The sequence below is a fragment of the Streptomyces sp. NPDC088733 genome (genome assembly GCF_044751185.1).
Lineage (GTDB): Bacteria > Actinomycetota > Actinomycetes > Streptomycetales > Streptomycetaceae > Actinacidiphila.
The window spans coordinates 25,888-40,269 of record NZ_JBIVLH010000015.1; the positions used below are offsets into that span (position 1 = coordinate 25,888).

Annotated in this window: 13 protein-coding genes; 3 read left to right on the plus strand and 10 right to left on the minus strand. The window is 71.7% G+C overall.

The features are described from left to right. Positions 1 to 3 precede the first annotated feature (3 nt). The 9 genes from ACIP64_RS25805 to eccB form a co-directional block, all read right to left on the minus strand. Entirely contained in the window at positions 4 to 699 is a 696-nt protein-coding gene (locus ACIP64_RS25805) for a hypothetical protein (RefSeq protein WP_401591187.1), read from the minus strand. A gap of 23 nt (positions 700 to 722) precedes the next feature. After that, positions 723 to 1,073, minus strand: coding sequence for a hypothetical protein (locus ACIP64_RS25810; RefSeq protein WP_401591190.1), 351 nt, complete (start codon positions 1,071 to 1,073; stop codon positions 723 to 725). Between the two features lie 51 nt (positions 1,074 to 1,124). Continuing rightward, the gene (locus ACIP64_RS25815; protein ID WP_401591193.1) at positions 1,125 to 2,477 is read right to left on the minus strand and encodes a S8 family serine peptidase; all 1,353 of its coding nucleotides are present in this window, start codon (positions 2,475 to 2,477) and stop codon (positions 1,125 to 1,127) included. 100 nt (positions 2,478 to 2,577) lie between these two features. Next, complete coding sequence (locus tag ACIP64_RS25820; protein WP_401591195.1) at positions 2,578 to 4,041, minus strand: hypothetical protein; 1,464 nt, start codon at positions 4,039 to 4,041, stop codon at positions 2,578 to 2,580. Between the two features lie 56 nt (positions 4,042 to 4,097). After that, positions 4,098 to 4,418 (minus strand): hypothetical protein, encoded by a 321-nt coding sequence (locus ACIP64_RS25825; RefSeq protein ID WP_360916109.1) that lies wholly within the window; start codon positions 4,416 to 4,418, stop codon positions 4,098 to 4,100. A gap of 21 nt (positions 4,419 to 4,439) precedes the next feature. Beyond that, the gene (gene mycP / locus ACIP64_RS25830) at positions 4,440 to 5,738 is read right to left on the minus strand and encodes a type VII secretion-associated serine protease mycosin (protein ID WP_401591198.1); all 1,299 of its coding nucleotides are present in this window, start codon (positions 5,736 to 5,738) and stop codon (positions 4,440 to 4,442) included. A gap of 132 nt (positions 5,739 to 5,870) precedes the next feature. Next, the gene (locus tag ACIP64_RS25835) at positions 5,871 to 6,161 is read right to left on the minus strand and encodes a WXG100 family type VII secretion target (protein WP_360916103.1); all 291 of its coding nucleotides are present in this window, start codon (positions 6,159 to 6,161) and stop codon (positions 5,871 to 5,873) included. 100 nt (positions 6,162 to 6,261) lie between these two features. Beyond that, positions 6,262 to 6,588 (minus strand): WXG100 family type VII secretion target, encoded by a 327-nt coding sequence (locus ACIP64_RS25840; protein WP_360916100.1) that lies wholly within the window; start codon positions 6,586 to 6,588, stop codon positions 6,262 to 6,264. Between the two features lie 198 nt (positions 6,589 to 6,786). Further along, positions 6,787 to 8,316 carry a type VII secretion protein EccB gene (gene eccB, locus ACIP64_RS25845; protein WP_401591201.1) on the minus strand — a complete coding sequence of 510 codons (1,530 nt, stop codon included), beginning with the start codon at positions 8,314 to 8,316 and terminating at the stop codon, positions 6,787 to 6,789. A gap of 257 nt (positions 8,317 to 8,573) precedes the next feature. Between eccB and eccE the strand changes: the two genes are divergently transcribed. The 3 genes from eccE (at position 8,574) to ACIP64_RS25860 (ending at position 13,313) form a co-directional block, all read left to right on the plus strand. Beyond that, positions 8,574 to 9,911 carry a type VII secretion protein EccE gene (gene eccE / locus ACIP64_RS25850; protein WP_401591203.1) on the plus strand — a complete coding sequence of 446 codons (1,338 nt, stop codon included), beginning with the start codon at positions 8,574 to 8,576 and terminating at the stop codon, positions 9,909 to 9,911. Then, positions 9,911 to 10,735: a hypothetical protein gene (locus ACIP64_RS25855; protein ID WP_401591206.1), complete on the plus strand. Its 825-nt coding sequence runs from the start codon at positions 9,911 to 9,913 to the stop codon at positions 10,733 to 10,735. Before eccE ends, ACIP64_RS25855 begins: the two co-directional genes overlap by 1 nt. A 331-nt stretch (positions 10,736 to 11,066) precedes the next feature. Further along, positions 11,067 to 13,313, plus strand: a complete 2,247-nt coding sequence (locus ACIP64_RS25860) for an SCO5717 family growth-regulating ATPase (protein ID WP_401591209.1) — start codon at positions 11,067 to 11,069, stop codon at positions 13,311 to 13,313. An 80-nt stretch (positions 13,314 to 13,393) separates the two neighbouring features. On the opposite strand, the gene ACIP64_RS25865 is transcribed toward ACIP64_RS25860, so the two are convergent. Continuing rightward, positions 13,394 to 14,347: a bifunctional riboflavin kinase/FAD synthetase gene (locus tag ACIP64_RS25865; RefSeq protein WP_401591211.1), complete on the minus strand. Its 954-nt coding sequence runs from the start codon at positions 14,345 to 14,347 to the stop codon at positions 13,394 to 13,396. Positions 14,348 to 14,382 lie beyond the last annotated feature (35 nt).

The window sequence follows — 14,382 nt, forward strand, 5'->3', positions numbered from 1 at the left end:
CGCTCAGCCGAACGTACGGGGCTTCGGGGCGGACCCCGCAGCGACGGGCGCGTCGTCGGCGCCGAAGGTCACGGTGTCGGCGATGTCCGCGAGGACCGCCTGGTACATGAAGAGGTCCTGCACGTCGGAGGTGCTGAGGCAGAGCAGCAGCACCTTGTCCTCGTCCGGGAACGGCACCCAGACCTCGACCCGGACGAAGAACCGCTCGACAACGCCTTCTTCGGCGTTCGCACCCCCGTCGCGCTCCCATACGGCGCGACTGCCCCCCACCCGTACGACGGCGGGTCCGGCAGGCAGCGCTATCAGCTGGACGGTGCCCTCTTCGCCGGCCTCGCGCGCCAGCAGTTCGGCGATGCCCGCGGCCGCCAGCCCCGGATCCGGCACGTCCAGCTCGCGCACGCTCACCAGCAGGCTGCAACGGCTCACCCGTTCGGGGGGCGTCGCGCCGTCCGAGGTACCGCCGATGGGGAAGACACCCAACGCGTTGTAGACGGCGCCCTCTTCGGCGAGCTGCCGGGAGTTGGCCGCGTACATCGCCTTCATCAGCATGCGGAGCGGTTCCAGCTCCTCCGCGTCACCCCAGTAGTCGCGGGCGAAGGCGCGCATCTGCTCGTCGAAGGGGTCGTCCTCGACACCGAGGCCGAGGGGTATCTCGTGGAAGTCCTGCTGCACCTGGAATCGGAACGCCGGTATCGGCACCGGCGCTGTCCCGGTGGCGGCCGTCACTGGGCGCCGCCCTTGCCGGCGCTTGCGGTGCTTCCGCCGTTCCCGCCGTTCGCGCCGTTCCCGGACGTGAAGGACGCGGCGATCTGCTGCTCCAGGGTCGCGTACACCTGATGCGTCGCCTTGAGCCCCTCCGTGATCCCGCCCGTCGCGTCCGCGATCAGCCCGATCCCGTACCCCCAGGCGTCCTGGAACTCGTCGCAGGCCGCCTCCAGATCGGCGAAGCCGGAGCCCTTCGGGCCGATGTCCTTCAGGACCTTCATCGCCGAGCGCATCTCGTCGGCACAGTTCCCCAACTGCGTACCGAGATCAGCGAGCGCGTCGAGTTCCACCTTGTAGTAACCGGCCATGGCCGATGTCGTCTCCCCGTTGAATGTGTCGGACGTGCGAGCGGCTGTGCGTTACTGGCGCCCCGAACCCCACGACGAGGGCGGCGGCGTCTGCTGCTGCTGCCCCCCGTACGGGTTGTTCTGGGCGTACGGATTGACCTGCTGCTGCGGCGGCTGCGGACCGCCGTACGGCTGATACACGCCGCCGGGCGCACCGGGACCGCCCGGACGGTCGTTGCCGCCGCCCTTGTTGCGGCGGGCGATCCTGACGATCACGAAGACGATCAGAGCGAGGACGAGGAGGCCGACCAGGCCGATCGCACTGAGGGCGATGACCTGCTTGCGGTCGGCCGCCGCCTGCTCGTCGTCGCTCATGGCACCGCCGGTGGCGTTCGGCGCGGTGGCCGACGGGTCGGGCGTGGCCCCTTGGCCGCCGTCGTTCTGCCCCGTCTTCAGCGACTCCGGCACGGCCAGCGGACCGTACGTGGGCCCGGCGGGGATGTCCCGGGTGAGGGCGGCCAGGGGCTGGATGAAGCCGTAGCCGTAGTGCTCGTCCGGGAGAGCGAGGCCCTTGGCCGACGCGGGGAGCCCGGCGGTCCTGGTCAGGCGGTTGACGATCTGACCTGCGGTCAGATCCGGGAACTTGGCGCGCAGGAGCGCGGCGGCCGCGGAGACGAACGCCGTGGAATCGGATGTGCCGGTGCCGGACCGGTAAGCGGTGTCGGACTTCGTTCCCGCAGCGAGGATGAACGTCGCGGGCGCCGTCAGGAGCAATTGCGGGCCGTAGTTCGAGTTCTCCCAGATTTGCGTGTCGTTCTTCACGCCGCCGACAGCCACTGCGCCCGGATAGCCGGCCGGGTAGCCCGTTTCGGAGCCGTCGTTACCCGCACCGGCCACGACCAGGACGTTCTTCTGAAGCGCGTAGGCGATCGCCTCCGCCTCCGCGTCCAGCCTCGACGACCCCTCTGACGAGATGTTGATGACCGACGCGCCGTGATCAACGGCGTACCGGATCGATGAGGCGAAACCACCCGTGCTGCCACCGTCATCGCGGATGTCAAGGATCTTGGCCTCGGGAGCGAGCCCCATGATGCCCTCCGAGGAATCAGGGCCGTGGCCGTGACCGGCAATGACCGAAGCCATCTCCGTGCCATGTGACTCATTGGGGCCGGGGTCGGTGGAGCCCCCATCCATGAAGTCCTTGCCCTCGATCACATTTCCCTTGAGATCGACATGGTTCGCGTTCACCCCGGAGTCGATGACGGCTACGGTCACCCCCTTGCCCCGCGTGATCTTCCAGATGGCTTCTGCGTCGAAGGCGACGAGAGGCCACTGCTTGTCCCTGACGTCGTCAGCCGCCGCCACCGGCGCCGAAGCGAAGATCAGGGCACTTGCGAGCGCCGCCCCACCTGCGATCCGCAGCATTCGCGCGAGAGCCACCTGAACGTCCTTTCCTGGGCAGGTCGGAGGCACAGCCAACAGCCGTACCCCCGAGCCTTTCTACATCGTGCGGTGGACCAATTGGTTACTCGATGACCCGAGGAGCGTTGTTGCGCTCGGGTGTCCAGGTCTCCTCGTCCTCGACCAGATAGTCGGGACGCTCGCCGTCGCGCCGCTCTTCCTCTTCCGCCCGATCGGTCTGGCCGCGGCCCATCATGCGGTTCGCGCCCTTGCCGACGTTGCTCCCGCCCGCGCCCGTGGCGCCGCGGCTCTTGTGCAGGCCCGAACCGCCCGGCGTGCCTCGGGTGCCGGACCCGGTGCCCTTGGCCGCTCCCACAACGCCGCCACCGCGACGGGCAAGGCTGCCCCCTCGTCCTGCGGTGGCACCGCCCCGGCCGCCTGCCCCAGCGCCCGCACCGCCTGCGCCGGGCATGCCACCTCGGCCGGCCGCGCCCGCGCGCCCCGCACCTCCGGCGCCGGAAGCAGGGGCCTTGCCACCGCGTCCGCCAAGGCCGCCCAAGGCGCCCGGAAGACCGGCACCGGCGCCGCCGACACCCGCGGTACCACCGGCTCCGGGGGCACCGACTCCACCGACGCCGCCACCGATGCCGGCGGTGCCTCCGCCGTACCCACCGGTGCCGGTCGTACCCCCGGCGATGCCGTCGATGGCCGTACCGACCTGAGGCTTCGTACTCGAAGGCGGCTTCTGCACCCCACCGGTGATGCCGCCTTCCCGGGGTGACTTCACCTCCTTGACCGGCGTCACCGTGCCGGTCGAGGTCCGACCCGTCGGGCGACGTGAGGACTCCGTGCTCGGCTGGGTGATTTCCGGAGGCAGCATCACCGGAACGGGCGCGACCCCGCCCGGATCCCCCGGGTAGTCATCACTGTCGTTGACCCGGCCCTTGGGCGGCGGCTTGACGGTCCACGTCCCCATCGCACGCGACTGCGCGTTGTACCCCGCGCCCAGCTGCTCCATCTTCACAGCCATTTCGAGCTGCGCTTCCTTGCCCGCCGACAGCGAGCCGCGGCTGCGGTCGAGCGCGGACTGCGTGTCCACCCCGTTCGCGAGGTCGGTGTGCAGCTGCGCGTCGCTGCGGTCGAAGCCGTCGCCGAGGGCGTCGCCCCAGCTGGACAGGGTGCCGGGCTTCTCCATCGCGTCGACCTGCGGCTTGATGGTCTTGAGCACGGACGCCGCGTTGGTCATCGCCTGCGAGGTGTACTTGGCGTACGTGGAGCAGTCGGTGATCATCTTGCTGATCACCGTGGCCTGCGCGCGGAACCCCTCCGCCGCGGCGCCGTCCCAGTGCTGGGTGATGTGCTCGACGGCGGCGTCGAAGACGGCCTTGGCGCTGCCGGATCCGGTGACCAGCTGGTCGTGCACCTGGAGCCAGCCCTGGGCGCAGGACTCGACCTCCACGTGGTCGGCGTTGGCGAGCATGGCCTTCATCTGGTCCATGTTCTTCGTGCCGGCGAAGTTCGTGGTGTGCTCCCCGGCGTAGCACTGCGTCGGGGCCTGGTACTCGTAGTAAGTTCCCTCGTCAGCCATGATGCGTGTCCCCCTTTGCGACCGGCACGACGATCATCGATCCGCGCTTGATGTGTTCACTTGCCGCTGCCGGACATGCCGCCCTGCGCGTCGTATTCGGCGTCCGAGTAATGGCCGTGCACCTTCTTGGTCTTGCCACCGAAGTCGTTCATGACGCCGTGGATGTAGGCCACAACCGACTCGATGTGCGTCTTCATCTCCTCGTGCGCACGGGCGAGTTGATCGGCTTCCTCGAATGCCGATCCGAGCGCGCCGGGCGGCAGGTAGGTGTCGTTCTTCGCGCAGACGTTGGCAACGCCCAATTGGCTGATCACCCCGTTGAGCTTGGTGATCGTGTCCTCCAGCTCACTGAGATCGACCTTGTACTGGTCAGTCATCGTGTCGCTCCCCGTTCCTGCTCATGTGTGGATCCCTCGCTTGCGACGCCAGTCGCCGAGGACGACCCCGCCTCCCACCAGCAGGGCAATGCCCCCGGCCGCGCCGCCGACCGTGTAGACGGCGTAGCGCTCGATGCGTTGCTCGGGGCTCTCGCCGAGGACGACGGTGGCGGCCTCGATCTTCTCGTGGCCACCGGGGTTGACGACCGGGTCGGGCGTCGGGGCGGCCTGGGGGGTGGTCGCGTCGTCGTTGACCGCGGCGACCGGGTCGACGACGCCCCAGCCGACGAAGTCGTCGCGGCCGGGCTTGCCGCGGTCGGCGGTCTGCTCGATCTGGGTGATCACCTGGCGGTAGGTCCAGTCGGGGTGCTTGGCCCGGATGAGGGCAGCGACGCCGGAGACGTACGGGGCGGAGAAGCTGGTGCCCTGGTCGATGCAGTGGCCGCCGTAGGGAACGGTGGAGACCATGTCGACGCCGGGGGCCGCGACGCCCACGAAGGGGCCCGGCTGGGAGAAGTTGGCGCGGGCGTTGTCGCGGTCGGAGGCGCCGACGGCGAGGACGCCGTCGTAGGAGGCGGGGTAGGTCGGCTTGACCTTGCCGTCGGCGCCGTCGTTGCCCGCGGAGGCGACGATGAGGACGTCCTTGTCCTTCGCGTACTCGACGGCCTGCTCCAGGGCCGAGTCGGGCGGCATCCTGGAGGCGGTGTCCTGGGAGATGTTGATGACCTTGGCGCCGCTGTCCACCGCGTAGCGGATCGCCTTGGTCATCGTCCTGACCGTGCCGCCGCCCTGGTTGTCGTTCTGCCGGATGGCGAGGATCGAGGCGCGCGGGGCGATGCCGACGAAACCGGTGTCCGGGGCGGGTCGGGCGGCGATGATGCCGGCGACCTTGGTGCCGTGGCCGACGTCGTCCTTGGTGCCGTCGCCGTTGCGGTCGAAGACGTCCAGTCCCGCGTGCTTCTTGCCGGCGCCGCTGCCGATCTCGCGGGTGACGGCCGTGGCGAGCTGCTTGTTCTGGTCGTCCACGCCGGTGTCGATGACGGCGACGACGACGCCGAGGCCCTGGGTGTCCTGCCAGAGCTGGTCCAGGACGATGCGCTGCAGCGACCACGGTGTGCCCGCGATGGGGTCGGACGGGAACGAGCACTGGGTGTCGTCGATCTGGAAGCGCTCCCCCAGGCCGCCGTCGTCCGCGAGGACGGTCCGCGCGCCGTCGGCCGGGGCGTCCACCGCGGGGGCGGCACCGGCGGCGGGCGCGGCAGCCGGTGGGCCGAAGGCGGTGATCGCCGCGGCTGCGGCGAGTGCGGCGGTGCGCCTCACGGCGTGCGATCCCACTGGTGTTCCGTCCTCCCGTTGTGTGCGGTTCGTGGGCCGAACCGCCGATGAGGGCGAGCACGTACGTCGTCCGTACCGCCCGCCCTCATCGCGTGTGACGCGGCCTGGCGCGCGCCATCAGCCCCAGATCTGCCGGTTCTTGTTCTCTGTGTCCTGGTAGTTCTGCGCGGCGGTGTCGAGGGCGCGGGCGATGGCCTCCAGCGTCTGGTGCATGGAGGCGGCGCGCTGGTCCCACTCGGTCTGCTTGGCGCGGTAGGCCTCCTGCGCCGAGCCCTCCCACGTGGCGGCGATCTTCTTGACGCCGGCCTCGAGGTCGTCCAGCTGGCGCTTGATGTTGTTGGCCGTCGTACGGACGTCCGTCGCGGCCTGGGAGATGGTCTGGAAGTTGACCAAGATCTGCCCGGACATGTGATGTCTCCTCAGATGTTGGATTCGGACGGGAACGGCAGCTGCGGCGTGCGCGGCCGCGCGCCCGTGACGGGCGGCGGGCAGCGGCGCACGGAGCCGGTCATCCGAACGGGTTGCCACCCTGGCCCGAGATGCTCTGGATGGACGCGCGCTGCTCCTCCTCGGAGGCGGAGTAGTTCCGGGTGCTCGCGTCGACGGCTTCCTTGATGTCGCCCAGGATCTGGTTGATCTTGTTGGCGTCCTGGTTCACCTGCGTCTGCAGGTTGTTGTACGCCGTGGCGGCGGAGCCCTTCCAGCCCGAGGTGATCGTGTCGATCACGGTCTGGAGGCGGCGAATCTCGCCCTGGATCGAGGAGTTGACCGTGGAGATACGGCTGCTGAAGGCAACCATCTCCTCCTCGGTCATGGTGAACTGCTGTCCAGCCATGTGTGGAGTCCCCCATGAGACGTAGAAGATCCGGTATGCGATCGGCGACGGTTGAGTGTCGCCGGTCTTCAACTCTAGCCAATACCCACGACAGGGCGAACAGATAACCGGTTCCGTATCGGGATCCTGACCGTCATCACCAAACCCTCACGTTACTGCGGGCGTTGAAGGGCGACGACGGTATTGTTCCGGTCTTGATCAGGAACCCTGTGCCTGTTTCGCGGCGCCTTCGTCGAGGGTCGGACCGGTCGCCAGAAGATCGGACCAAATCTTCGGCACGGGCACCGGGGAGTTCTTCCCGTACCCCAATTTGGTCTGGACGACACCGACTTCCGCGTCCTGTTTCGCGGCGCCGCCCGCATCGCTGTCGCCCGTCGTCGGCACCGAGTAGCGCAAACCGGTGTCGGTGACGAGGTAGATGGACCCGATGCGCTTGTCGGTGCCGTCGTACGCCTTGTAGAACAGGCCGCTGCCAGGGGAGACGTAGGTGTTCGTACCGCTCTGCGCCACGTCCCGGGGGAACTTGCGGCCCGCCCACATCGTCATCGACGGCTGCTGGGTGAGCCTGTCGTCGCCGCCGCCGTACACGCTGCACGCCACCCGGCGGCCGGTGTCCGCGTCCTGGGTGTTGGCCTGGGTGACCGCCTTCTCGGGCCAGCCGAGGTTGTTCAGATACGTCTCGCTCGCCTGCGCCGAGGCGACCTCGCCGATGCCGACGGACGCGGGCTGCGGCGAACCGGTGTAGAACGACGCCGCCTGCGGGATGTTGAGCAGCAGCTTCGCCACGAAGTCCGTGACCCGCACGACGCGGTCCTTCTGCACCACGTACTGGTCGTTGTTGGCCTTGAGGACCAGGCCGACCTTCGCGTGCTCCGGACTCAGTCCGGGGGCGGTGGACGGGGCGCCGAGGTCGGCGACGGGCGGGAAGTACAGGGCGCCGTTCCTGCTGTTGAGCGTCGACAGGAAGGCGGCGTCCACCTTCTGCGGCTGCGCGGAGGCACCGAAGACGACCTGGCGCAGGAGGTTCACGACGACCGGGTCCTGCCGGCCGGCCGGGTCGCCCAGCAGATAGGCGTTGCCCTTGTCGGTCACCAGGTACTGCGCGCCGCCGGGCACCTCGATGTACATGGCCTCGTCGTCGCGCAGCCGGTTGCGTCCGCCGACGAGCGCCGCCTCCTTGGGCTTCTGCTGGTTGATGACGAACACCGCGCGCTGCGTCGCCTCGTTCGTGCCGCCGCCCGGGGACTCGCACAGCGCCCAGGTCTTGGCCCTGCCCGCGTCGTCGGCGCCCGGCAGCCGGTCGGGGGCGTACGGGATGCCGATCGTGGTGCCCAGCGTCATCCCGCTGTTGTCCAGCACCGATTCCTTGACCTTGATGACCCCGAACTTCTCCGGGTCCAGGAGCAGCCGGGCGGAGGCGAGGTTGAGGACGGGGTGCAACTGCGGCTCGCCGTCGGTCTTCAGTACCACGTAGCGCGTGGTCGACTCGTCGCCGACGATGACCTTCTCGGCCGGCTTGTTCCAGCCGGTCGGCGCGGAGGGCTTGAGTATGCCCCAGAAGCCGAAGGCGACAACGATCAGCAGGGCCACGACGAGGCTCGGGGCGACGGTCCTGAGCGGACGCGGGGCCGCTTCCTCCGAACCGTGCGGCGAGGGCTGGAGAAACGCGGCCACCGTGCGCTTGCGCGCGAACGAGTAGGCGTTCAGCTCATCCCTGCGTGTCGCCATCCCTGCGTCAACTCCCCGTTGTTCGCTGCTGTGTCGGCGTGCCCGGCGCCGGGGCCCGCACCGCCGCGACGACGGCGGGGGCCGATGGGACCCCTACTATGCCGTGTGACGATCGCACCGTACGGTACGGGGTAGGGTGATCGGCCCGCCAGCCGCTGCCGGCGGCGTCCCGTGGGACGACCGGGGCCCGGGGCCCCGATGCGCACGCGGAGCGGCGGAGCAGACGTACGAACGGAAGCAGAAGGGTTGTACGGGGGATGACCACCGCGACCAGGTCCGGGCGCACGTCCGGGAGCCAGCCACCGTCCGCCCACGGCGGGCCGCCCGGGATGCCGGGCGACGCCACCCGCGCCCCGCGGGGCCGGTCCGCGGCCCCGGTGACGACCCGCCGGCCGGGCGGCATAGGCCCGGTCCGGGTGCAGCAACTCGTGCTGATTGAGCTGGCGTTCGCGCTCGTGCTGGGCGGCTGGCTGATCCACAGGGTGATGGGGCCGGTCGTGGCGGCCGCCGTCGCCCTCCCCCTGGTGCTCTTCGGCCTGCTGCGCAGACGCGGCCGCCCGATGCCCGAGTGGATGTCCGCGGGGCGGGCGCTGAAGGCCCGTCAGCGGCGCAACGCGGCCCAGGTGCCGCCGGGCACCGACCCCGGTTTCGTGCCCGCCGTCGAGTGCGATCCGGCGCTGCGCACCTACAGTTTCACCGACGAGCGCGAGCAGCGCGAGATCGGCATGGTCGGTGACGGCACCTTCCTGACCGCCGTGGTGCAGGTGCAGGCGGTCGACGAACCCCTGCGCCCGGCGCGCGGCACGCGCTCACTGCCGCTCGACCTGCTGCACGGCGCGCTGGAGGTGGACGACATCCGCCTGGCCTCCGTGCAGGTCGTCCAGCACACCCAGCCGGCGCCGGCGCCACACCTGCCGCCGCAGGCGGTGGCCGCGCGGTCGTACGCGCCGCTCCAGGCGCAGTCGCAGACCCCGGGGCTCCGGCTGACGTGGATCGCCCTCAAGCTCGACCCGGAACTGTGCCCGGAGGCCGTCACGGCCCGGGGCGGCGGCATGGCCGGTGCCCGGCGGGCGCTGCTGCGCGCCGCCGACCATCTGACGAGCCGGCTGGTGGGCGCGGGGCTGCGGGCCCGTGTGCTGACCGAGCCGGAGATCATCGCCGCGGTGGCGACGTCGAGTTGCGTGAACCCGCTGGCCACCACCGGCGGCGCCGCGCTGGACGGCAGCCGCCAGGCCCGCCGTACGTCGGAGAGCCCGCGCGCCTGGCGCTGCGACGACCGCTGGCACACCACGTACTGGGTGAGCCGCTGGCCGCAGCTGGGCGACCGGGCGACGGGGCTGCCGGACCTGGTCGGGCTGCTGACCTCCTCCCCCGCCCTGGCGAGCACCTTCTCGCTGGTCGTCGCGCCGGGCGGGAGCCGGGCGTCGCTGCTGTCGGGCTATGTGCGGCTGACCGGCCGCAGCGAGAACGAACTCCTGGATGCCCGCACCCAGTTGGAGCTGCGGGCGACCGTGTCCAAGGTGGGCCTGGTGCGGCTGGACCGCGAGCAGGTGCCCGGCATTCTCGCCACGCTGCCCCTGGGAGGTACCCGCTGATGGCGTCCCCGACCGTTCCCGCCTTCGGCGGACAGCGCCCCGGCGGCACCGAACCGCGCCCCTCGCACCTGCCGCTCGGCCCCGACCACGGCGGCCCCGCGGCCGGGGTCGCACCGCGGCGCTCCCTGCGCGCCGCCTTCGGGCTCCTCGGCCCGCGCCGCGACCGCCACACCCTGGCGACCGGGCAGCTGTCCGGCCTGTCCCTGCCGATCGGTGACGACGGTGTCGTCATCGGCGTCGACGCCACCGGCCTGCCCGCCGTGCTGGCCCTGAGCCGGCCGGCCCGGCTGGACGTGCTGCTCATCGGCAGCATGTGGCTGGCGCAGGTGCTGTCGCTGCGTGCCGCGGCGACCGGGGCGCGGGTGGCGGTGGAGACCGCCCGTCCGCAGTCCTGGGCGCCCATGGCGCAGGCGGCGGGGGGCGGCCAGCAGTGCGTGACGGTGCACGAGGTCGGCCGGATCGCGCCGCAGGGCCCGTCCGTGCAGAGCCCGGTGGTGATCGTCCGCGACTGCGGCGCCCGGCCGCCGCGCAGCCGGGTCGCCGCGCAGTCCTGGCAGTCCGTCATGACGCTGCTCCCCTATCTCGGCCCGACCGCGCCGCGCCTGCTGAACAGCGCGGACGTGGTCGGCCTCCAGCGGGTGTCCCCGCAGGAGGCCGAGGTCATCGGCCAGGTGATGGGGCTGGCGGAGACCGACGTCGCCGCGCTGCCGACCCTCGGCGACAACGTGACCATGTGGTGCACGCGCAAGCACCGGCAGTTCGTCATGACGCAGCCGACGGACGCGGAGACGGGACTGCTGGGCCCGGCCCGCCGGGTCGACTAGCCGCCGTGGCCCTCTCCCGGACGATGCGCTTCCGGGCCCGGTCGCGCACGGCCGGGGACGGGCGTTTCCCGTTCCCGGTGGCGGGCATGGGGCACAGGGGCCCGGTGCGGGTACCGGGACGTCAACTCGGCGGGGCCCGGCGCCCGTACGGGACAGGGCGGGCCCCGTGTCATGGTGCGGACCATGAGGCCAACGGCACTTGCCGTCCGTGCGGGGCAAGTGATTAGGCTTTTGCGGTGAGCCGCGAAAGGCTTGCCGCGGAACTCCATGACGGGGGAAGCGTGCCGTTCCCGACGGGCCCGGCACGTACATCAGTTGACCAGGAGGCACAGTGAGCAGCGATCAGGACGACATCCGCGCGGGCGCGGCCGCCCCGGACGGGGATCAGTCCGACGCGGACCTCACGGGTGAGTTCCAGATCGACTACGCGCCCCCGTCCTGGTACACGCAGCAGGCGGGCGGCGGTCCGACGGCCGCCGCGGGCGGCACCCCGCCGCAGCCGTCGCAGGTGGGGCCGCCCGTCGCCCCGGCCGTGACGCCCCCTCCCGCCGCCGAACAGCCCGGGACCGGCGGCACCGGGCAGACGCCACCGGCACCGCAGGTGCCCGACTCCGCCGCGGCCGCCGACCCGGAGCCGGAGGAGCAGGCGCCCGCGGCCCCGGAGCAGACCCAGGAGAACCGGCAGCCCGAGCCCGCCGCCGAGCCGCCGGCTCCGGGCCCCGCCCCCGCCCCCGCGCCGCAGTCCCTCGTACCGCCCCTGCCGCCGGAGTACCGGGCCGCGGCCGCACAGCAGCAGCCCCCGCAGCCGCCGCATCCCCAGCAGGGCTACGGCTATCCGCCGCCCACCGAGGGCGCGCCGTGGGCCGACCCCAACGCGCCGCAGCAGGCCCCGCCGGCCCAGCCCCCGTACGGCTACGGCTATCCGCAGCCCGCGCAGGGCGGTTACGGCTACCCGCAGCCCGCCCAGGGGGCGCCGTGGGCCGACCCCAACGCGCCCCGGCCGCCGCATCCCCAGCAGGGCTACGGCTATCCGCAGCAGCCGCCGGCGCCGTACCCCCAGCAGGGCCAACCGCCCTACGCACAGCCGCCGTTCCCCGGCCCCGGCCCGGCGCAGCCCCTGCCGCCGCAGGCCGGTCCCGACCCGTCGGCCCCGCAGCAGGGCCACGGTCAGCCCCAGCCGCCGGCTCCGCAGCCGCACCAGCCGCAGCAGGGCCGGCCGGACGCGGAGGCCCAGCCGCCGCAGCAGCAGCCCCCGGTCGACCCGCGGATCGCGACCGGCTGGGGAGGCCCCGGTCCCGGCCAGGACCAGCAGCAGCGCGTCATGCACGGCGCCCCGCTGGGCTACAACGCGGCCGTCGAGCTGTCCTCGGACCGCCTGCTGCGCCAGCAGCCCAAGGCACGCAGGAACAACAACCAGCCGTCCCGCTTCAAGATCGGCGCGAAAAAGGAGGAGCAGGAGCGCCAGCGCAGGCTGGAGCTGATCCGCACCCCGGTGCTGTCCTGCTACCGCATCGCGGTGATCAGCCTCAAGGGCGGCGTGGGCAAGACCACGACGACCACCGCGCTGGGCGCCACGCTCGCCTCCGAGCGGCAGGACAAGATCCTCGCCATCGACGCCAACCCGGACGCCGGCACCCTCGGCCGCCGGGTGCGCCGTGAGACCGGCGCGACCATCCGCGACCTGGTCCAGGCACTGCCGCACCTCAACAGCTACATGGACATCCGCCGCTTCACCTCGCAGGCGCCCTCCGGTCTGGAGATCATCGCCAACGACGTGGACCCGGCCGTGTCCACGACCTTCAACGACCAGGACTACCGGCGCGCGGTGGGCCTGCTCGGCCAGCAGTACCCGATCATCCTCACCGACTCGGGCACCGGCCTGCTCTACAGCGCCATGCGCGGCGTGCTCGACCTCGCGGACCAGCTGATCATCGTCTCCACGCCGTCCGTGGACGGGGCCAGCAGCGCCAGCACGACCCTGGACTGGCTCTCCGCCCACGGCTACGCCGACCTGGTGCAACGCAGTCTCACCGTCATCTCGGGGGTCCGCGAGACCGGCAAGATGATCAAGGTGGAGGACATCGTCGCGCACTTCGAGACCCGCTGCCGGGGCGTCGCCGTGGTGCCCTTCGACGAGCACCTGGCGGCGGGCGCCGAGGTCGACCTCGACATGATGCGGCCCAAGACCCGTGAGGCCTACTTCAACCTCGCGGCCATGGTCGCCGAGGACTTCGTGCGCGCCCAGCAGGCACAGGGCCTCTACCAGCACCCGATGCCGCAGCAGGGCGGCTACCCGCCGCAGCACGGACAGCCCTACCCGGCGCAGCCGATGCCGCCGCAGCAGGGCGGCTACCCACCCCCGCCCCCGCCGCCGCACCACCAGACGTACGGGCACCCGGCCCCGCCGCCCCCGCCCGTCCCGGGAGCCGTGCCGCAGGGCTGGACCCAGCAGCCGCCCCCGCCGCCGCAGGCCCAGCAGGCGCAGCAGGCGCAGCAGGCGCCGCAGCAGCGGCCCGAGGAGTCGGAGCAGCAGGGCGCTCCAGGACCGATCCCGCCGGGCTGGACGCACCAGCAGTAGGAGAAGTCCAAAAGACCGAGGGCCCGCCCCGCCGTGACGGCGCGGCGGGCCCTCGGTCGTGGATGCCCGGGTGCGCCCGCTCAGTCGGAGTCGTGCGTCTCCACGATCTCGCGGGCCCGCTTGACGTCGTCCGCCATGCGTTCCAGCAGCGCGTCGATGGTGTCGAACTTCTCCATCCCGCGCAGGTAGGCGAGGAAGTCCACGGCGACGTGCAGTCCGTACAGGTCCAGGCCGACGCGGTCGATGGCGTAGGCCTCGACCGTGCGCGCGGTGCCGTCGAAGGTGGGGTTGGTGCCGACGGAGATCGCGGCGGGCATGGCCTCGTCACCGACGTGCAGCCAGCCCGCGTACACGCCGTCCGCGGGGATCGCCGTGTGCGGCACGGTCTCCACGTTCGCGGTCGGGTAGCCCAGGTCGCGGCCGCGCTGCGCGCCGCGGACGACGACGCCCTCGACGCGGTGCGGGCGGCCGAGGATCTCCATGGCCCCGGCCACGTCGCCCTCGGCGATCAGGCGCCGGGTCATCGTGGACGAGAAGGGCTGGCCGTCGCCCGCGGCGCCGGTCAGGTACAGGTCGACGACATCGACCTCGTAGTCGTACTTCAGGCCCATCGCCGACAGGAACTCCACGTCCCCGGCCGCCTTGTGCCCGAACCGGAAGTTGGGGCCCTCGATGACGGCCCGCGCGTGCAGTGCCTCGACCAGCACCGTACGGATGAAGTCGCCGGGCGAGAGCCGGGAGAACTCGGCGGTGAAGGGGAGGATCAGCAGCGCGTCGACGCCGAGCTCCGCCATCAGCTCGGCCCGGCGGTGGTGGGCCGCCAGCAGCGGAGGGTGACTGCCGGGCCGCACGACCTCGCTCGGGTGGGGGTCGAAGGTGACGACGACGGAGGCCGCGCCGAGCTCACGCGCACGCTCCACGGCACGGCCGATGATCAGCTGGTGCCCACGGTGCACGCCGTCGTACGAGCCGATGGTGACGACGCTGCGTCCCCAGTCGCCCGGGACGTCCTCCAAGCCTCGCCAGCGCTGCACTGTGACCGCTCCTCGACCGCTGATGGTTGTCCGAT

What these genes read in the sequence shown, in the direction of transcription:
- eccE (WP_401591203.1), top strand. Translation starts at nt 8,574, where the DNA reads ATGACCACCGCGACCAGGTCCGGGCGCACGTCCGGGAGCCAGCCACCG.
- ACIP64_RS25840 (WP_360916100.1), bottom strand. Translation starts at nt 6,588, where the DNA reads ATGGCTGGACAGCAGTTCACCATGACCGAGGAGGAGATGGTTGCCTTC.
- ACIP64_RS25825 (WP_360916109.1), bottom strand. Translation starts at nt 4,418, where the DNA reads ATGACTGACCAGTACAAGGTCGATCTCAGTGAGCTGGAGGACACGATC.
- ACIP64_RS25810 (WP_401591190.1), bottom strand. Translation starts at nt 1,073, where the DNA reads ATGGCCGGTTACTACAAGGTGGAACTCGACGCGCTCGCTGATCTCGGT.
- eccB (WP_401591201.1), bottom strand. Translation starts at nt 8,316, where the DNA reads ATGGCGACACGCAGGGATGAGCTGAACGCCTACTCGTTCGCGCGCAAG.
- ACIP64_RS25835 (WP_360916103.1), bottom strand. Translation starts at nt 6,161, where the DNA reads ATGTCCGGGCAGATCTTGGTCAACTTCCAGACCATCTCCCAGGCCGCG.
- ACIP64_RS25820 (WP_401591195.1), bottom strand. Translation starts at nt 4,041, where the DNA reads ATGGCTGACGAGGGAACTTACTACGAGTACCAGGCCCCGACGCAGTGC.
- ACIP64_RS25855 (WP_401591206.1), top strand. Translation starts at nt 9,911, where the DNA reads ATGGCGTCCCCGACCGTTCCCGCCTTCGGCGGACAGCGCCCCGGCGGC.
- ACIP64_RS25815 (WP_401591193.1), bottom strand. Translation starts at nt 2,477, where the DNA reads ATGCTGCGGATCGCAGGTGGGGCGGCGCTCGCAAGTGCCCTGATCTTC.